The organism is Carnobacterium sp. (genome assembly GCF_049673005.1).
Classification (GTDB): Bacteria; Bacillota; Bacilli; order Lactobacillales; family Carnobacteriaceae; genus Carnobacterium_A.
Genome location: NZ_JBATXB010000008.1, coordinates 1 through 18,821 on the forward strand (window position 1 = coordinate 1; position 18,821 = coordinate 18,821).

18 protein-coding genes are annotated in these 18,821 nt (G+C 32.4%); 3 read left to right on the forward strand and 15 right to left on the reverse strand.

The window, feature by feature from the left end; genetic code table 11:
* Positions 1-42: 42 nt before the first annotated feature.
* From WBF61_RS00755 to WBF61_RS00765, 3 genes are read right to left on the reverse strand one after another with little or no spacing between them, the layout of a single operon-like run.
* Positions 43-822, reverse strand: coding sequence for a Cof-type HAD-IIB family hydrolase (locus tag WBF61_RS00755; protein WP_424253049.1), 780 nt, complete (start codon positions 820-822; stop codon positions 43-45).
* 32 nt (positions 823-854) lie between these two features.
* Positions 855-2,633 carry an ABC transporter ATP-binding protein gene (locus WBF61_RS00760; RefSeq protein ID WP_424253051.1) on the reverse strand — a complete coding sequence of 593 codons (1,779 nt, stop codon included), beginning with the start codon at positions 2,631-2,633 and terminating at the stop codon, positions 855-857.
* A complete protein-coding gene (locus WBF61_RS00765; protein ID WP_424253053.1) occupies positions 2,630-4,360 on the reverse strand; it encodes an ABC transporter ATP-binding protein in 1,731 nt (576 codons plus the stop codon). The genes WBF61_RS00760 and WBF61_RS00765 overlap by 4 nt, the downstream gene beginning before the upstream one ends.
* Before the next feature lie 430 nt (positions 4,361-4,790).
* On the opposite strand from WBF61_RS00765, the gene WBF61_RS00770 reads away from it, so the two are divergent.
* Entirely contained in the window at positions 4,791-5,009 is a 219-nt protein-coding gene (locus tag WBF61_RS00770; protein WP_424253055.1) for a DNA-directed RNA polymerase subunit epsilon, read from the forward strand.
* Entirely contained in the window at positions 5,006-6,682 is a 1,677-nt protein-coding gene (rnjA, locus tag WBF61_RS00775; RefSeq protein WP_424253057.1) for a ribonuclease J1, read from the forward strand. The genes WBF61_RS00770 and rnjA overlap by 4 nt, the downstream gene beginning before the upstream one ends.
* Positions 6,683-6,724: 42 nt before the next feature.
* On the opposite strand, the gene WBF61_RS00780 is transcribed toward rnjA, so the two are convergent.
* The 12 genes from WBF61_RS00780 to WBF61_RS00835 form a co-directional block, all read right to left on the reverse strand.
* Positions 6,725-7,027, reverse strand: a complete 303-nt coding sequence (locus WBF61_RS00780; RefSeq protein ID WP_424253122.1) for a HesB/YadR/YfhF family protein — start codon at positions 7,025-7,027, stop codon at positions 6,725-6,727.
* 120 nt (positions 7,028-7,147) lie between these two features.
* Positions 7,148-7,780, reverse strand: a complete 633-nt coding sequence (locus WBF61_RS00785) for a response regulator (protein WP_424253058.1) — start codon at positions 7,778-7,780, stop codon at positions 7,148-7,150.
* The gene (locus tag WBF61_RS00790) at positions 7,777-8,847 is read right to left on the reverse strand and encodes a sensor histidine kinase (RefSeq protein WP_424253060.1); all 1,071 of its coding nucleotides are present in this window, start codon (positions 8,845-8,847) and stop codon (positions 7,777-7,779) included. The genes WBF61_RS00785 and WBF61_RS00790 overlap by 4 nt, the downstream gene beginning before the upstream one ends.
* Positions 8,844-9,581, reverse strand: coding sequence for a cell wall-active antibiotics response protein LiaF (gene liaF / locus WBF61_RS00795; RefSeq protein WP_424253061.1), 738 nt, complete (start codon positions 9,579-9,581; stop codon positions 8,844-8,846). Before liaF ends, WBF61_RS00790 begins: the two co-directional genes overlap by 4 nt.
* 171 nt (positions 9,582-9,752) lie before the next feature.
* The gene (gene greA / locus WBF61_RS00800; protein ID WP_424253063.1) at positions 9,753-10,226 is read right to left on the reverse strand and encodes a transcription elongation factor GreA; all 474 of its coding nucleotides are present in this window, start codon (positions 10,224-10,226) and stop codon (positions 9,753-9,755) included.
* 204 nt (positions 10,227-10,430) lie between these two features.
* Positions 10,431-11,072: a uridine kinase gene (gene udk, locus WBF61_RS00805; protein ID WP_424253065.1), complete on the reverse strand. Its 642-nt coding sequence runs from the start codon at positions 11,070-11,072 to the stop codon at positions 10,431-10,433.
* A gap of 76 nt (positions 11,073-11,148) precedes the next feature.
* Complete coding sequence (gene mltG, locus WBF61_RS00810; protein WP_424253067.1) at positions 11,149-12,303, reverse strand: endolytic transglycosylase MltG; 1,155 nt, start codon at positions 12,301-12,303, stop codon at positions 11,149-11,151.
* 271 nt (positions 12,304-12,574) lie between these two features.
* Entirely contained in the window at positions 12,575-12,871 is a 297-nt protein-coding gene (locus WBF61_RS00815; protein WP_424253068.1) for a DUF1292 domain-containing protein, read from the reverse strand.
* Positions 12,872-12,938: 67 nt separating this feature from the next.
* Positions 12,939-13,361 (reverse strand): Holliday junction resolvase RuvX, encoded by a 423-nt coding sequence (gene ruvX, locus WBF61_RS00820; RefSeq protein WP_424253070.1) that lies wholly within the window; start codon positions 13,359-13,361, stop codon positions 12,939-12,941.
* Positions 13,361-13,627, reverse strand: coding sequence for an IreB family regulatory phosphoprotein (locus tag WBF61_RS00825; RefSeq protein ID WP_424253072.1), 267 nt, complete (start codon positions 13,625-13,627; stop codon positions 13,361-13,363). The genes ruvX and WBF61_RS00825 overlap by 1 nt, the downstream gene beginning before the upstream one ends.
* 158 nt (positions 13,628-13,785) lie before the next feature.
* The gene (alaS, locus tag WBF61_RS00830; RefSeq protein WP_424253074.1) at positions 13,786-16,434 is read right to left on the reverse strand and encodes an alanine--tRNA ligase; all 2,649 of its coding nucleotides are present in this window, start codon (positions 16,432-16,434) and stop codon (positions 13,786-13,788) included.
* 383 nt (positions 16,435-16,817) lie between these two features.
* Positions 16,818-17,699 carry a YitT family protein gene (locus WBF61_RS00835; protein ID WP_424253076.1) on the reverse strand — a complete coding sequence of 294 codons (882 nt, stop codon included), beginning with the start codon at positions 17,697-17,699 and terminating at the stop codon, positions 16,818-16,820.
* Positions 17,700-17,854: 155 nt separating this feature from the next.
* Between WBF61_RS00835 and WBF61_RS00840 the strand changes: the two genes are divergently transcribed.
* Entirely contained in the window at positions 17,855-18,808 is a 954-nt protein-coding gene (locus WBF61_RS00840) for a diacylglycerol/lipid kinase family protein (protein WP_424253078.1), read from the forward strand.
* The last annotated feature ends 13 nt before the right edge of the window (positions 18,809-18,821 follow it).

An 18,821-nucleotide genomic window follows, 5' to 3' on the forward strand; every position in this document is an offset into this window, starting at 1 on the left:
CCCCATAAATAAGAATAAAATCCTTATTTATTTACTGCTTTATTATATCAGACTAAGTTCTTTTAATGCAAGATAAATTCCGTCTTCATTACAGTTCTTAGTTATCTTATCTGCCTTTAATTTCACAGTTTCCAAGGCATTTCCCATTGCTATACCTGTACCAACTTCCGAAAGCATTTCAAGATCATTCAATCCATCTCCAAATGCAATAGTATCTTCAAGCGCAAACCCATATTTATTTGCATAGCTCAATACTGTATTGGCTTTAGAGCCATCATGTGGAACAATATCAACTCCATGATCATGCCATCTAATAAATTTAAACTTAGGAAATTGTCCGTTTTCATAGGCATTTTTTTCTTCATCCGTATAAAAAATGAGTCCTTGGTAAATTGGATTTGTTAAGTGATAATCAGAATCGTGCGGAGGAGGACTAGACCCTACACTTTTCATTGCATTAATCATTCTAGCATTATTGTCTTTACTTCTTCTTCTTAGCTTATCAGCAGACTCATAAATAACATCGTGATCATGTTTATCAGCTATTTCAACTAATCTTTTTAATTCACTTTGATCTAATCTGTTCTCATATACAAGTTCATTATGGTAATATCCTACCGCACCGTTACAAAGAATATAATTTTCAAAAGCTAAATCATCTATGACTGATTTAGCTAAGAATAAATTCCTCCCTGTTGCAATAACAATTTCATGACCTTTTTCCTTTAGTTTTTCTAATGCTTTTTTAGTATTTGGTGAAAATTTTTTCTCATCATTTAATAACGTTCCATCTATATCAAAAAATATCATTTTTTTTTTCATTTCCCACTATCCTTTCTTTACTTAACTAGTTTTTATTCTTCAGTTTGTTTAAATTGGCTATTATATAATTTTTCATAAAAACCACCCTTATCTAATAACTCTTGGTGGTTACCTTGTTCTACAATTTCACCTTGGTCCATAACCAAAATCAAGTCTGCATCACGTATAGTAGATAACCTATGAGCAATAACAAAACTTGTACGACCCTCCATGACTTTCTTCATGGCGGTTTGTATCAATGATTCTAAACGAGTATCGACAGAACTAGTTGCCTCGTCTAGTATTAAAATTCTCGGGTTAGAGATAATTGCACGTGCGATTGTTAATAATTGTTTTTGTCCTAAAGAAATATTCGAAGCTTCTTGGTTCAACTCCATATTATAGCCATCTGGTAATGTACGTATAAAATGATCAACGTTAGCTGTTTTAGCTGCATCAACTACTTCGTATTCTGTAGCGTCAAGTTTACCAAATCGTATATTATCTGCTATTGTTCCATTGTACAACCAAGCATCTTGTAAAACCATTCCGAACTGAGCTCTTACCTCTTTGCGATCCATTGTTTTCGTATCAATACCATCTATTTTTATCGCACCACTATCGACATCATAAAAGCGCATCAATAAATTTATCAAAGTAGTTTTTCCTGCTCCGGTTGGACCTACAACAGCAACTTTTTGTCCACTTTTTACAGTAACATTTAAATTTTTAATTAAAGGTTTATTTTTATCGTATCCAAAAGTTACCTCTTCAAAAGTTACATCTCCAGATACTGGTTTAGGTAAGTCCACTTTAATGACATCTGGTTTTTCCTCTGGTTCATCCAAAATCTCAAAAATTCTCCCGACAGCCGCTGCTGCACTTTGTAGCACTCCTGATAGTTGAGTAATTTGCGTAAGAGGTTGATTAATTTGCCAAATATATTGAGTAAATGCTTGTAAGTTACCTAGCGATAGCGTTCCTTGAATAACAAAAAAACCTCCCAATACTGCAACAACAAAGTAAACTAGATGTGTAACGAAACCGATTAACGGACTCATTATTCCTGAAATAAATGCTGCTTTAAACCCGTACTCGCTTAATCTTTTATTGATAACTTTAAATTCTTCTAGCTTATCCTTTTCTTTTCCGTATAGTTTTATTTCGGAGAAGCCACTATAGCTTTCTTGTACGTGTCCATTCATTGCACCCAAAGCATTCTGCTGTTCAACAAAGAATGGCTGTGATTTACGAATAATGTATTTTGAAATTATTAAAGAAGCAGGAATCAATATTAAAATAACTGCTGCCAACGGAACAGATAAGTATAACATCATCATAACTGCAAAAACTATTCCCATAACTGAATTTACAATTTGAATTAAGCTTTGTTGCATAGCATTACTGACAGCATCTACATCGTTAGTAACCCTACTCAAAATATTCCCTTGTTGATTCCGATCAAAATAAGAAACAGGTAATCTGTTAATTTTACTTTCAATTGTGTTCCTTAAATCACGCATAGTATTTTGCACTACGTTTGTCATAATATAAGAAGAAGCATATAAAGTAACTTGATAAATTGCTGATACGACTAGCATGATAATCAATACTTGACGGACATACGCAAAGTTTATACTCGCTCCAGGTACTCCTCTTAATATTTCTGCTACATTTTCTCCAACCTCTGTCAGTGCCTTACCAATAATAAAAGGTTGAAGAGCACTCATCAACATACTGATCATCGTTAAGCCAATTGCTGAAATAAAACCTATCTTATAAGGTTTTATAAAACTCCATAGACGGCGAATAGCTAAAGTTGAATTTTTCATGCTAACTCCTCCTTCGACAATTGCGATGAGGCAATTGAATAATAAATATCAGAAGTTTTCAACAGTTCTTCATGTGTGCCTTGGGCCACTACAATACCTTTATCCAAAACAATTATTTTGTCAGCATGTCTGATTGATCCAACCCTTTGTGCAACAATTAAAACAGAAGCATCTCTTGTCTCTTCTTTTAAACGATCTCTTAGTCGCGCATCTGTTTGATAATCTAAAGCAGAAAAACTATCATCAAAAACATATATGTCTGGGTTTTTTATAATAGCACGTGCAATAGATAAACGCTGTTTTTGACCGCCTGACATATTGCTACCACCTTCTGATAGAAGTTCTTCATATTGATCAGGTTTTGATAAAATAAACTCCTTAGCTTGAGAAATATCAGATGCTTGTTCAACTTCATTGGTTGTAGCGTTCCATTTTCCATAACGCATATTTTGCGAAATTGTTCCTGTGAATAATAAAGCTTTCTGAGGAATAAATCCTATTTTCTTTCGCAAAGCTTTTAATTGATAATCTCTAACGTCTACTCCATCTACTAAAACACGACCTTTGGTGACATCATAAAAACGTGGGATTAGTTGTATTAATGTTGATTTACCACTACCTGTACTTCCTATAAAAGCAACTGTTTCTCCAGGATTTGCAGTAAAACTAACGTCTCTAATTACAGGCGATTCTGTATTACCCGGATAAGCAAATGTAACATTCTCAAATGCTACGTACCCATGAATAGTGGTTTCTGTAACGCCATCTTCATTCTCATCGATTGAAGGGATTGTTTGTAAAATTTCTTCTATTCTCTCTGCCGATACCGCAGCTCTTGGATACATCATAAAAACATTAGCGAATAGCATAAATGAGAACAAAGCATGAAATATATATTCTATAAACGCTACTAAACTACCTATTTGTAAATTACCACTTTGGATTTCTACAGTTCCTGACCAAACAATTGTAACTAGAATAATATTGAAAACAATAGAGAATCCTGGCATAGCTAGCGCCATTAATTTAAATAATTTTTTTGAAATACTTGTATAATTTTCATTTACTTTTATAAATCTTTCTTCTTGAAATTTTTCTTTAACAAAGGCTCTAATTACCCTAAGACCAGTTAAATTTTCTCGTAAATTTTGATTAATACTATCTAAGCTTTTTTGCTGTTTCTCTGACAAGATTTCAGATTTACGAGCAATCAACCATACTATTGCAAACAAAAAAGGAATAGCGACTAATACTGTATATGCAAGGGATGGACTTGTTAGCACAATCATGATAAAACTTGAAATGGACATCACCGGAGTCATCATGCCTAATCTTAAAAGCATCTGTAAAAAAGTCATTACTTGAAAAGCATCATTTGTCGTTCTAGTAACTAATGAAGAAACGCCAATTTGATTAAACTCATCGTGAGAAAAAGACTGTACAGACATAAAGATATCATTTCTAATATCTTTAACTATATTCGTAGTTATTTTACCTCCAGTGTAAGCTAAACCTACCAGGCCCGCTAAACCTATAATAGCAATTACAATCATCCATTTCCCATAACTAAGTACAGAAGAAAAATCATTCATGATGATTCCCTTATCAATAATCAAGGCTAATAACGTTGGCAATCCCAACTCTATAATAACAAAGCCAAAAACGCATAATAAATTCAACCAAAGCAATCCTTTATAATTCTTCAAATAACGCAACATTAATTTCATCTAACCATCTCCTTCTAATCCTTAACGAATAAAATCCTTTCTAGCTAATATAGCACAATCTATTGAAAGAAACATTAGTACTTCATTATTTTCTTTTTTTTTAGAAATTTCTTTTATTTTCAAACGATTGGTCTTAGTTTCTATACTTACTAATTGAACTATGTTAAAATAATACTATCTGTTGTGAGACTAACACAACCACCAGTTCGGGAAAAATAGTAAAAATATTTCAGCGTTGAGAAATACCGTTTAACTATGAAATTTTTCTGCTTGTTTTACCATTAGAATCTATGAAACAAAACTGATGTGGTTCCATCTAATCATCACTAAATAGTGTAAAATGATGGTTTTTTTCGTTATGCAACAATATGCCCAATAATTATCTATAAACAAATCATCCTATCGATGATACTAAAAAGGAGAGAAATACATGATTTATAAAATCACTTATCAAGAATCTAAATTAAGAAATCCAAAAAGGGAAGAGACTAAATCTTTATACCTTGAAGCTACCACAGAAATTGAAGCTCGCAGCATTGTTGAGACCAAAACCCCCTTCAACATTGAATTCGTTCAACCTTTAGATGGCAGTCATCTAGAATATGAGCAAAAAAATCCGAACTTTAAACTAACGGAGTTTGCTAAATGAAACCATCTATAAAAAACAATGAAGCAGCCGTTTTTGCCATTGGGGGTTTAGGTGAAATTGGTAAAAATACCTATGGTGTTCAGTTTCAAGATGAAATAATCATTATTGATGCCGGTATTAAATTTCCCGAAGACGACTTATTAGGAATTGATTACGTCATTCCAGATTACAGCTACATTGTTCAAAATATTCATAAAGTTAAGGCTTTAGTTATCACTCATGGTCATGAAGACCATATTGGTGGTATACCGTTCTTATTAAAACAAGCAAATATCCCGATATATGCAGGTCCATTAGCAAGTGCTCTAATTCGTAATAAATTGAATGAACATGGATTGTTACGTGATACTGAATTACATGAAATTGGTGAAGACGACATTATAAAGTTTCGTAAAACGAGTGTTAGTTTCTTCAGAACAACGCACAGTATTCCTGAAGCTTTCGGAATTGTTGTTAAGACACCACCTGGTAATATTGTCGCAACAGGTGACTTTAAATTTGATTTCACTCCAGTTGGTCAACCTGCTGATCTTCATAAAATGGCACGTATTGGTGATGAAGGAGTCTTAGCGCTTCTTTCGGATAGCACAAATGCTGAGATTCCTACTTTTACAAATTCAGAACAAGGCGTTGGTGAGGCTATTACAAATATTATGCAAAAAGTTGAAGGAAGAATTATTTTCGCTACTTTTGCCTCTAATATTTCAAGGTTAGAACAAGTTGCTCAAGCTGCTATAAAAACAGGTAGAAAAATTGCTGTTTTTGGTCGAAGTATGGAATCTTCAGTTGTAACAGGCCGTTCACTTGGTTATATTACTGCACCCGATGATAAATTTATAGAATCACAAGAGTTAAATCGTATGCCCGCAAATGAAACCATTATTTTATGTACAGGTTCGCAAGGTGAGCCAATGGCTGCATTAAGTAGAATTGCCAATGGAACACATCGCCAAATTTCAGTGCAACCTGGAGACACAGTTATTTTCTCAAGTTCTCCAATTCCTGGAAATACTGCCAGTGTTAACCGCGTTATTAATCTATTATCTGAGGCTGGAGCAAATGTTATTCACGGTAAAGTTAACAATATTCATACCTCAGGTCATGGTGGCCAACAAGAACAGAAATTAATGTTGCGTTTAATGAAACCTAAATATTTTGTTCCAGTCCACGGTGAGTACCGCATGCAAAAAATACATGCTGGTTTAGCTGAACAAATTGGTATGTCTAAAGAAGATTGTTTTATTTTAGAAAATGGAGATGTTCTAGCCTTAACTGCAGAATCAGCTAGAAGAGCTGGCCATTTTGATGCTGGTGATGTTTATGTGGATGGAAAAGGTATCGGAGACATCGGTAATGTTGTCTTACGCGATCGCCGTTTACTTTCTGAAGAAGGACTAGTGGTTGTTGTGGTAACAATTGACTACAAATCTAAAGAAATAGTAGCTGGTCCAGATATCTTGTCACGTGGATTTATTTATATGCGTGAGTCTGGCGAACTAATTAATGACGCACAACGAGTTATTACAAACAGTTTGAGAAAATTACTTGCTTCAAATGATGAACTTTTAACAGAACAAGCTATTAAATCTGTTGTTATCGAAAGTTTAAAACCTTTCTTATACGAAAAGACTAAACGTCATCCAATGGTCTTACCGGTTATCATGCCCGTATAAAATAAAAAAGCCCTCTCTTTTCGTAATGAGAGGGTTTTTTTATTAAAGTAAAGTTTGATCGATAAACGTGTAAACAGGTTCATCTCTTTTTTTATTGTAGTCGACTTTTAAATCGTATCCACTAAAAAACCAATCATCATTTTTTTCGACAAAATAAGTTATCTCATTAATAGTTACTTTAGTCAGACTATCTTCAGGTTGGCAAACATTCATTCCTACTGAAAAACCTTCATGAATATCCGTTTTTCCATATACCTTACCCATAAAGCGTACACCATTTTCTTTTGTAACACCAACTTCTTTTTCAAACCATTCAATGGCATTTTCAGTTAGCTCTATTTTCATTTTTTGTTTCACAGTATCCAAACTATGAATCCTCCCTTCGTATTTTTCTTATAACTAGTTTAACATATCTTTCTATAATAAACTGGAATTGACAACCTTAGTCTTCTTTTATATTTATATTTATTTAATTAAATGATGTTTAAAAGCATATATTGCAGCTTGAGTACGATCGTCAACATCTAATTTCGCTAAAATATTGGATACATGAGTTTTAACAGTTTTCAAGGTGATGAATAGTTTGTTTGCTATTTCTTGGTTTGAATTACCTTGTGCAATTAACAGTAAAATTTCATTCTCTCGCTTAGTTAAATCATCATGAAGAAAATGCTCTCTTTTTTTTGAGAAACGAGTCATCATTTTGGCTGTAACTTCTTTTTCTAGAATAGACTCCCCTTTATAGGTAGAGCGAATAGCATCAGCAATCTCTTTCGCAGTAGAGGTCTTTAAAATATAACTTGCTGCACCTGCTTCGAGTGCTGGATAAACTTTCTCATCATCTATAAAACTTGTTACGATAATAATTTTAGCATCTGGCCATTCTTCCATAATAGCTTTAGTTGATTCAATGCCATCCATAACATCCATTACTAAGTCCATCATAATAATATCAGGTCTAAGTTCAATTGCTTTTTGGTATCCGATTTCCCCATTTTCTGCCTCACCAATGACTTCAATATCTGGTTGAACAGATAAATATGATGATACACCTAATCGCACCATCTCATGATCATCAATCAACAATACTTTTATCACTCCACTTCACCCCTATCAATAGCTGGTATCTTAATTTCTATACTAGTTCCTTTTTTTGAAAAACTAATAATTTTGAAAGTCCCGCCCATATTACTTACTCGTTCACCTATGTTAACTAATCCATAATTACCAGCTTTTTTTACATTCGAATTGAATCCTATACCGTCATCAATTACTCGTAGGGACAACGAATCATGGGTTTCTTTTAAATAAACCTCTAGTTCTTTAGCTTTTGAATGTCTTAAAGTGTTAGAAAGTAATTCTTGTATTATCCGAAAAAGATGATCTTCCATCCCTGTTTCTAGGGACACTTCGTCAATATCCCACGTTAGTTTAATTTGTATTTTTGTTTCAAGTTCTTTTAATAACTGCTCAATACCCTGTTTTAATGTCTTGCCTTCTAAATTTACTGGTCTTAAATGGAGCAATAATGCTCGCATTTCAGATTGTGATTCATTTATAATGCCTTCTACCAGTTTAAGTTGTTTCTTCATGACATCATCTGAATCTTCGAGTTGCTCATTAATTGCTGACAACATCATCATCGCTGCAAATAGTTGCTGGCTAACAGAATCATGCAATTCTCTAGCGATCCGACGTCGTTCTGTTTCCAATATCTCTTCTCTTGTTTCTCCATTAATTAATGTAGGATAATTGCTTTGCTTTTGAACTTCTTTAGATAAATCAGATAACTTAATGCGTATAATAGAAATAGAATTTTTAATATCTTCTAAATAATCAAATTCTTCTATTTCATTATCAACTAATCCATCCATAAACTCGACTGAATAATTTCCGTTAGCAATCATCCTTAAACTTTCTTCTATATGTTGCCATTCTCTTCGTTGAAGTTCATATAATAACAATGATACGACTAAACCGATTATTAGCGCTATTCCAAGCAAGTATAATAAATAAGGCACACGTAAAAACTGAGTTGTAAATAAAGTTATAACCCAATCCTTGGGCTCAATTGCGTATCCGTATGATGATGATATTACTAAAAAAAACAAAAAAGAAAAAAAAGTAATCTGAATAAATCTTATACTTATATTCTTCTTTTTCATATTGTTATCACCTCTAAATCTCCAACTAAAACCGTAGTGATAAGTTTTATTTTTCTTATGTTATCATCATATTGTTCACTATACAACTTAACCGATTCATTATTTAATACAAAGATATCATTATCAAAACAAACCTTTCCTTTAAAAGCGCTATGCTGAATCATTACCCCGACACCTGAAGGAACTAAGATACGAGTTTTTCCGAACCCTTTACGAATAATAACGTAGCTTTCATCTTTAGGTAAGAGTGTATTCCCTAAATCAACAATAGTATCTCCCATAAAGATAGTTAGATTAATATCATCCCATTCATAAACTTTGTTGCCAATTCTTTCATTTCCTAACCAATTCCTTTTGAATCTCTTGCCATTTTTTGGCAAACTTTTTGCTGTTTCTACTATAATTATATCTTTCTCTTGCCATGGAGCACTTTCAAAGTTAGTAAATTTAAAATTTTTTAGTGACTTCTTATCTGTAACTACAAAGAATAAAATTGCTGAAATTAACATAAACCAAATTGCATTTGTTGATAGTAGAGCAACTAAAATTAAAATACTGCCTGTTATCACGTACATCTGTCGTTTTGAGTTGGTTTTTTTGTATTTACTACGCATTAAAACTAAGGTTCCTAATATAAAAGTTATTAAAGTAAACCCATCATTTACTGATTCATATAGTAACCATATTAAAAGAAATGCTTCAATTAGAAAAAATAGTTTCCATTTTTTTTTCACCGCATTTAATCTCCTTTACGTTATATCTTTAGCACAAGTATAAACTAATTTAAAAGTAAATAAAGCCTGCTAAAGCATGAAGTCAGTCTAGTACTAAAGTCTGATAAATAGGTTAATAAAAAAAATAAAAGAATAGCTTTAACACTAGCCATCCTTTCCTTTTGATTACTATTATTCTATACCTGTTATTTTGATAGTCATATCTCCACCTGGTGTTGAAATAACTACTTCATCTCCAACTTTTTTACCCATTAAAGCTTTAGCGATAGGTGAGTCATTTGAGATTCGGCCACTAAATGGATCAGCTTCTGCACTTCCCACAATTGTATATTCTTCAACTTCACCATCAGGTAACTCGATAAATTTAATATTGCGACCTATTGAAACCTCGTCTGATGCACTTTTAGAATTATCTATAATTTCTGAAAATCGTAACATTGTTTCAATTGTTGTAATCCGACCTTCAACAAATGCTTGTTCGTCTTTTGCTGATTCATATTCAGAATTTTCTGATAAATCTCCAAAACTACGTGCTATTTTAATTCTTTCAACTATTTCTTTTCTTTTCACTGTTTTTAATTCTTCTAATTCTGCCTCTAGTTTATTTTTCCCATCTAAAGTCATTGGATATATTTTTTCTATCATAAGTAAATTCTCCTTTTTGAATAAAAGCTTGTTTATTGGTTTTATACTTATTCATTTATTGAAAGCGTCTTTATAATTTCAATAGAGATAAGATACCATGAAGGTTTTTATTTGTAAACACTTTAAAGTCATTCTCATATAATTTTAAGTTAATACTTTCAATTTTTAGACTTAAACCTTTTTATTGAACATTCATACAAACAATTAAGACTTCAATTGATATTCTAAAATACTTTTAATCTTAGTTGTCATTAAGTCAATTGCAACTTGATTGCTTCCACCTTCAGGGATAATTATGTCAGCAAATTTTTTGGTTGGTTCAATAAATTGTGTATGCATTGGTTTTACAACAGTCAAGTATTGCTCAATTACAGAATTTAACGTTCTACCACGTTCTTCAATGTCACGTTTAATCCTTCGTATAATTCTAATATCATCATCTGTATCTACGTAAACTTTGATATCCATTAAATCTCTTAAACGTTTATCTTCTAAAATTAAGATACCTTCTAATATAATAACTTCTTTCGGTTCTTGAATAATAAATTTATCACTTCTCGTGTGTGCGGCATAATCATATACAGGTTTTTTTATTGAACGGTAATGAATTAAATCTGTTAAGTGTTCTATTAATAAATTAGTATCGAAGGCAAAAGGATGATCATAATTTGTATCCAATCTTTCTTCATACGATATATCACTCTGATCTTTATAATAAAAATCTTGTTCTAACATTAATATTGAGTGCCCTGAGAAGTGATTATAGACAGCACGACTCACACTTGTCTTTCCACTACCTGATCCACCTGTTACTCCGATGACAATTGGCTTACGTTCGGCATCCATGCTTTTTTCGCTCCATTCTTATTACACTGCATTGACTCATAAATGATTCAATACTATTTTACTTCATCTCAAATTATTATGGTGTGATATATTGCTCAACTAATTCTTGATGTTCTGCATATGTCCTAGAAAAATACACTTTTCCTGTTGTTGTATCTGCTAGGAAGTAAATATAATTTGTGTCTTCGGGATTTAGAGTGGATTTAATTGCATCTTCTGATGGATTATTAAATGGTCCTGGTCCATAGCCTTTGTTTTGATACAAATTATAAGGAGAATCTGTTTCTAAATCTTTATACGTAACAATTTCTTTATGCTTATTTAGCGCATAGAGCACACTTATATCTGATTGCAAAGGCATTTCCGCCTCTAATCGATTATAAAATACACTTGCAATTTTTGTTCGATCTTCATATGAATTACCTTCTCGCTCAATTAGTGAAGCTAAAGTGATAACTTGCTGAACAGTCATTTTTTTCTCTTCAATAGTCGAATAATATTTTTGCATAACTTCGTCTGTTTTTTTAACCATATTTTCTATAACTGTTTCTAGAGAAAAGTCGTCTGAAAAATCATACGTAGCTGGAAATAAATATCCTTCAAGAACATATTTTGTTTCTTTTGATTCTATAGCACTGGTTAATAACTCAGGATAAGTTGTTTTTAATTTTAAAAGAAACTTTTTATCAGTTGCCTTTTCAATAAAATCTGACGCTTTATAATTTGTTGATTTTTCAACTGACTCAGCTACTTGTTCAATCGTTAATCCTTCTTGTACTAATATCTTAGTTCCATCAAAAGCAACTGGGCTTCCGCCTTCTTGTAGAGATTGAATAATCTCCTCCAAAGTCATTGATGGTGAAAATAGGTAATAGCCTGCTTGAAAGTTCGTCTCGTTATTTAATTTTATATAGAACCTAAATACAGATGCGCTTTTTATAACTTTATTTTTTTCTAAAATACGAGAAATATCTGCGGATGAAGAACCTGAAGGCACTTCTATTTGAATTTCTTCATTGCTAGTCTCATCTAAAGGTTTAAGAGATGAAGTTACATACTGATAACTAGTTATTCCAAAAATAACTAGTAAGGTTACTAATATTGTAACAATACTCCAAACAATTTTTTTTACCATCTTTTTTTCTTTTTCTCGTTCTACTAATTTAAGATGTGTCTCAGTTTTGTCTTGTTTCTCATCATTTGACTCAGCATTTTTTCCATTCTTTCCCAAAAAGAAGTCCTCCTATCAAAAATAAATAAATAACTATTCATATATTTCATTTTCTTTGTCTAATTTAACTACTAACTTGGACTATTATACATGATACCATACTCAAAGTGAATAGAAAAAAAGACAGCTGATTTTTTATATAGAAAAAATGCTATCCATTGGTACTATTTAAAAATTTTTATTTTTTTCTAATAAATACAATTACAACAAAATTGAGCTGATGGGTAACCCATCAGCTCAATTCTCTATTATTTAATTAAATTTAAAATGGTTAATCTTCATCAGCCATAAAAGTATTTAATACTTCTTCAATCATATCCCACTCTTCATCTGTTTCAATCGGCTCTAGGTCCCCTTGTTTGCCGTCTGCTTTCTCAACGTAAGAGTAGGCTTGTAATTCAACCTCTTCACCTTCGTCAGAACCAGCTGGGTAAACTAAAACATACGATTTTTCAAAATCATCAGAATCAAAAGTAAATAAAATTTCGTATAATTCTTCATTTCCTTGCTCGTCTATAATCGTGATATGCTCATGCTCTTCATGATCATGATCGTGTTCGTGCGCCATATTTAACACTCCTTTGTAATAATCTATAACTGTACTAACTTATTTTAACGTAACTCTTTACTAAAAGCTAGTTTTGAATACTGTCTAAATAATTTTGAAGAATCATTACGGCAGCAACCTTGTCGATTACTTGTTTACGTTTTGCACGTGAGGCATTTCCTTCCTCAATCAACATTCTCTCAGCCTGAACCGTCGTTAGTCTTTCATCTTGAAAAATAATAGGCAACTGAAACAACTCTTTTAAAAGATCCGCATAATGATAAGAAGCTTCCGCTCGTGGTCCAATTGAATTATTCATGTTTTTAGGTAGTCCTACGACAATTTTTGAAACTTCGTATTCATCAATCAATTCTTTGATTCTTTTCATACCAAATTCTTCTTGATTTTCGTTAATTTTAATTGTTTCAATTCCTTGAGCTGTCCAACCGAATGGATCACTAATTGCAACTCCAACTGTTTTAGAACCCACATCTAATCCCATTGTTCTCATTAGATTTCTTTACCACTCTCTTTCAAATAGTTCTTTACTAATTCTTCTACAATTTCATCACGTTCATGACGTCTAATTAAGTTTCTAGCGTCATTATGACGTGGCACATATGCTGGGTCTCCAGAAAGTAGATAGCCAACTATTTGATTAATAGGGTTGTACCCTTTTTCTTCCAAAGCTTCATAAACTAGTGTCAATGTTTGTTTCACGTCTTTGTCATGATTATCACCAACATTAAACCGAACTGTTTCATCTATTGAACTCATATTCTGCACCTCGATTTCTGTAAACTCTATCTTTATTCTACAAGAAAGCACTTCAAACTACAATAACTATAAGCAAATGAAAAAAACATTTTGATTATTTTTCATTTTAATTCATCAATTAATGTTAAAAAATAGTGTGATTAACTTTTAGAATAGGCTTAACTGTGCTTTTCTACCCACTCTACTGCCTTTTGTAACGCATCTGTTAGTCCAGCAGGGTTTTTCCCACCAGCTTGAGCTAAGTCTGGACGGCCACCGCCACCACCACCTACTATTGGTGCAATTTCTTTAATTAGATTTCCAGCAGTCAAACCTTTTTTCACCGTTTCTTGATCAATTGCAGTTAACAAGTTGACTTTTCCATCTTTTATAAAACCTAGTGCTAATACGTTTGAAATAGCTTGTTGTTTCCATTGATCAGCTAGCTGCCTCAATTGATTCACATCTGAGACTTCTACTTGTGCTACTACTACTGTGATGCCTTTTACAGTTTGGATAGTATCAAAGATGTTATTTGCTTGTTCGTTTGCTAATTTTGATTGCAATGACTCATTTTCTTTTTGAGTTTCTTTTAGTTCTATTTGCAGTTGTTCAATTTTTCTTTCTACATCTTTAATTTGCTGAGCTTTAACTAAACCTGCAATTACCTTTAATCGTCTTTCTTGATTTTGCAAATAGTTAAATGCAGCTTCACTAGTGATAGCTTCAATTCTTCTTACACCAGCTCCAATACCAGATTCTGATAATATTTTAAAAAGTCCAATTTCATCAGTGTTCGATACATGAACTCCGCCACATAATTCGATTGAATAATCACCTATATTAACAACACGCACTTCATTGCCGTACTTTTCTCCAAATAGTGCCATTGCACCCATTTCACGCGCTTTTTCAATGGTTGTCTCTGTCGTTTCAACTTTTAACGACTCCCATATTTTTTCATTAACTTTGTGTTCCATTTCATCTAATTCTGATTGAGTTACTTGTCCGAAGTGAGTGAAGTCAAAGCGTAGATAGTCACCCATTACTAGTGATCCAGCTTGATTAGCATGTTCTCCCAATACATCTTTTAAAGCTTGGTGCAATAAATGAGTAGCGGTATGGTTGCGTGTTATTTTATTACGTAAGTTTTTATCTACAGCTAACTTCATTATTTGTCCTACTTTAACATCGCTCATCAATTCAACTAAGTGTAAAAATTGTCCAGCGGGTGCTCTTTTAACATCTATTACTTTTCCAATTGTATTGCCCTCGAAGTCTAACACTAAACCTTTATCTGCAACTTGACCGCCCATCTCAGCATAAAAAGTTGTTTGATTGAATATCAATCTAACTGTTTCTCCTATTTTAGCCATTTCAACTAATTCTTCGTCTGTTGCTATTATTTCAAGTTTAGCTTCTACAAGTGTTTGATCATAACCAACAAAAATACTCTCAACTGCTACATCCGAAAACAATTTAGTTTGTACACCCATTGATTTACTATCGCTTCTTGCTGATCTGGCACGCTCGCGTTGAGCTTCCATTTCCTTAATGAAACCTTCGTGGTCTACGGACAGACCTTCTTCTTCCGCGTACTCTTCTGTTAATTCTACAGGAAAACCAAATGTATCATACAACTTGAATATATCTTTCCCAGTAATTTTTGTCTCCCCAGATAATTTCAATTCTGAAATCAATTCATTTAAAATAGTCAAGCCATCATTGATAGTCTCATGGAAGCGTTCTTCTTCATTTTTAATTACTTTTTCAATAAATGTTCTTTGTTCTAAAATTTCTGGATAAAATGCATCCATAATGTTTCCGACCACAGAGACTAGTTTGAACATAAACGCTTGATCAATTCCTAGTTTTTTACCATGCATCACTGCACGGCGTAACAATCTCCTTAAGACATAGCCACGGCCTTCATTTGATGGCAAAGCACCATCTCCAATCGCAAAACTAACAGCACGTAAATGATCTGCGATAACTTTAAACGAAATATCATCTTGCTTATTTGCTCCATAAACTTTTTTTAGGCTTAATCTTTCAATCTCACGAATAATTGGCATAAATAAGTCTGTTTCAAAGTTTGTAGGCGCGTCTTGAAGAATAGAAACGACTCTCTCAAGCCCCATCCCTGTATCTATATTTTTATTTGGTAGCGGTTCATAACTTCCATCTTCTTTATGATTAAACTCAGAAAACACAAGATTCCAAATCTCAAGCCATCTTTCATTTTCACCACCTGGATAATTTTCAGGATCATCTTTTGGTAAGAAATTAAATGTTTCTCCACGATCATAGAAAATTTCAGAATCTGGTCCACTTGGTCCAACTCCTATATCCCAAAAGTTATCTTCAATCTCAATGATATGATCATCTGTAAGGCCTATTTTTTCTCTCCATAACTGTGCTGCTTCTTTATCTTCTGGGTAAACAGTCACATATAATTTTTCAGAATCCAATGCTAACCATTTGTCACTTGTTAAGAATTCCCATGCCCAAACAATTGCTTCTTCTTTAAAATATTCACCAATAGAAAAATTGCCTAACATTTCAAACAGAGTATGATGCCTAGCAGTCTTGCCTACATTTTCAATATCATTTGTGCGGATACTTTTTTGAGCATTTACAATTCTAGGATTTTCCGGTACAACGGAACCATCAAAATATTTTTTTAAGGTTGCTACTCCAGAGTTAATCCATAATAAAGAGGGATCTTCAAACGGTACTAGAGACGCACTTGGTTCAACTTTATGGCCTTTCTCTTCAAAAAAATCTAAAAACATCTGACGAACTTGATTACTAGTTAATTGTTTCATTCCTACTTCTTCCTTTCACAATCTAGTATTTTTTAACGCAAAAAAAGTCAAACAACAACATTGCTAGACAAGGACGACATTTAGCGCGGTACCACCTTGTTTGCAATGATGTCATTTGACATGTTCATTACCTCTTAAGTCTCTATAACGCGAGAACCGACAATATTTCTACTGTTCATTAAAAAAGGGAGCATTTTTTTATCTTACCAGTCTTCTTTCAGCCAAGGAAAACTTCTCTAGAGATAAATTTTAAAAAAATATATCCTTTTCACTATCGTTTTAAATTATAGGAGAACTGCTATCAAAAGTCAACAAAAAAAACTATTAAACTCTTTACAAATTCCCCTTTATTGCTATCTTAATTTGATTTTATTTTGTACTAATTATATCTCTTCAATCGTGGAGTCTTTTGCTAAGGTGAAACCTTTACCCCAAACTTCGCTAGCACTCATGACTACTACAAAAGCATCTGGATCTACTTCTAAAATAGTTTCTCGTAGATAGGTAAATTCTTGTTCACCAATTACACACATTAACATTTCTTTTTTATTATTTCCGTATCCACCAGTAATTCTTAAATTAGTAACACCTCTATTGATATTTTGATAAATAGCAGTTCTAATTTCACTAGCATGATCTGAGATGATCATTACATTTTTAGATCTATTGAAACCAACTTGGATGATATCAATCGTTCGGCTAATAACAAATAAGGATATAATTGAAAACATGACTGTTTCAGCATCAAAAGCAATTAATGCAGCTACTATAACAAAACCGTCAACTAATGCTACACTTGTCCCTAAAGGTAATTTCATATAAGCATGAATAATTTGTGCAATTATACTTGTTCCACCTGTTGAACCCTTAGCTTTAAAAACTAAACCAATACCTATACCGGTGGTAATTCCTCCAAATAATGCTGCTAATAATGGATTCATTGTTAATGGTTCCATAAAATTTAGTAACCCGATAAATGCTGGGAGGATTAAACTTCCTAATATTGTTTTGAATCCCGCTTCTTTACCTAATGCAATAAAACATAATAGTAGCAAAGGTATATTGAAAGAAAATTGTACGACAGAGGGATTCCATTGATACAGACTATTCAAAATAGTACTAAGCCCTCCAATCCCACCTGATACAATTACATTTGGCAAAAGAAATATGTTAAAGGAGACTGCTGCAATAAAAGAACCGACAACAATAAAGACTATGTCGATTATTTGTAGAGGAAACTGATCTTTTTTAAATTTTTTTCTCACTTTTAACACCTTTTTCTTTAGACTTTTTAAACTAATGCCTATTCTATCATTAAATCACTTTATTTAAACTATATATTTTTGCTATTTACTTACTTTATCCTTTTTTTAGTTTATACTTTGTTTATATTCAGATATTATGTTTAAAAGGAGTACATATGAAAAATCCAACTAAAATTCATATTATCGTAAATGAACTTTCCGGTTCAGGTAATGGAAAAAAAGTTTCAATTGAATTAATCAAATTATTAAATAAAAAAGATATTCTTTTTAGTCTAAACGTATCACGATATGCTGGTCATACTATATGTTTAGCCAGTACTATTTCAAAAAATAAAACTGTTGATTTAATTAAAAAGAATCATTTACTCCTTATCATCGGTGGAGATGGAACCTTGCATGAGGCTCTTATAGGGCTTGGCGAGGAACAAAAACATATTCCTTTAGCTTACATACCAGCTGGATCAGGAAATGATTTTGCTAAGGGCTTAGAAATTTCAAAAAACGTAACTGAGGTTTTGACTAAAATTTTAAAGTCTAAAGAACCAAAAAAAATAGATATTCTTCATTTTTATGAACATTTTTCAAATGAAACGGGATATGCAGTAAATAATATTGGAGTAGGTTTTGATGCTGCGACTGTCAAACATGCTAACCTATCCTCCATAAAAAAGAAACTAAATAAAATCAAAATGGGATCTTTGACATATTTAGTCTCTTTAATTGTTGTCTTAACAAAGCAAAAAGGATTCCCTATTGAGGTAAAAATAGATGGGGTACAATTTAATTTCCCTAGCGCCTTTTTAGTTACTGTCAATAATCATCCATATTTTGGAGGTGGTATTGAAATTTCTCCTAAAGCCTCTCCTTACGATAATTATATTGATTTAATTGTATTAGAAAAAGTCTCTATTTCAAAAATTATTTTCCTTTTTATTTTAATGTTGAGTAACGGACGGCACTTAAAACATAAAGATGTTCATTATTTCAGAGGATCTCATATACACATTCTTTCTAATCAATCAGAAGATGTACAAGCAGACGGAGAATTTTCTGGAAATAAATCAATAAATTTGTCTATTCAACCTTCTGCTCGTTATTTTTGGATTTAATAAAAAAAATTAA

Excerpts from the sequence above, each read along its gene's own strand:
- greA (WP_424253063.1), bottom strand. The coding sequence starts at position 10,226 with ATGATAGAAAAAATATATCCAATGACTTTAGATGGGAAAAATAAACTA.
- rnjA (WP_424253057.1), top strand. The coding sequence starts at position 5,006 with ATGAAACCATCTATAAAAAACAATGAAGCAGCCGTTTTTGCCATTGGG.
- WBF61_RS00825 (WP_424253072.1), bottom strand. The coding sequence starts at position 13,627 with ATGAGTTCAATAGATGAAACAGTTCGGTTTAATGTTGGTGATAATCAT.
- WBF61_RS00790 (WP_424253060.1), bottom strand. The coding sequence starts at position 8,847 with ATGAAAAAGAAGAATATAAGTATAAGATTTATTCAGATTACTTTTTTT.
- ruvX (WP_424253070.1), bottom strand. The coding sequence starts at position 13,361 with ATGAGAACAATGGGATTAGATGTGGGTTCTAAAACAGTTGGAGTTGCA.
- WBF61_RS00840 (WP_424253078.1), top strand. The coding sequence starts at position 17,855 with ATGAAAAATCCAACTAAAATTCATATTATCGTAAATGAACTTTCCGGT.
- WBF61_RS00760 (WP_424253051.1), bottom strand. The coding sequence starts at position 2,633 with ATGAAAAATTCAACTTTAGCTATTCGCCGTCTATGGAGTTTTATAAAA.
- udk (WP_424253065.1), bottom strand. The coding sequence starts at position 11,072 with ATGGATGCCGAACGTAAGCCAATTGTCATCGGAGTAACAGGTGGATCA.
- WBF61_RS00755 (WP_424253049.1), bottom strand. The coding sequence starts at position 822 with ATGAAAAAAAAAATGATATTTTTTGATATAGATGGAACGTTATTAAAT.
- WBF61_RS00770 (WP_424253055.1), top strand. The coding sequence starts at position 4,791 with ATGATTTATAAAATCACTTATCAAGAATCTAAATTAAGAAATCCAAAA.
- WBF61_RS00815 (WP_424253068.1), bottom strand. The coding sequence starts at position 12,871 with ATGGCGCACGAACACGATCATGATCATGAAGAGCATGAGCATATCACG.
- alaS (WP_424253074.1), bottom strand. The coding sequence starts at position 16,434 with ATGAAACAATTAACTAGTAATCAAGTTCGTCAGATGTTTTTAGATTTT.
- WBF61_RS00780 (WP_424253122.1), bottom strand. The coding sequence starts at position 7,027 with ATGAAAATAGAGCTAACTGAAAATGCCATTGAATGGTTTGAAAAAGAA.
- WBF61_RS00765 (WP_424253053.1), bottom strand. The coding sequence starts at position 4,360 with ATGAAATTAATGTTGCGTTATTTGAAGAATTATAAAGGATTGCTTTGG.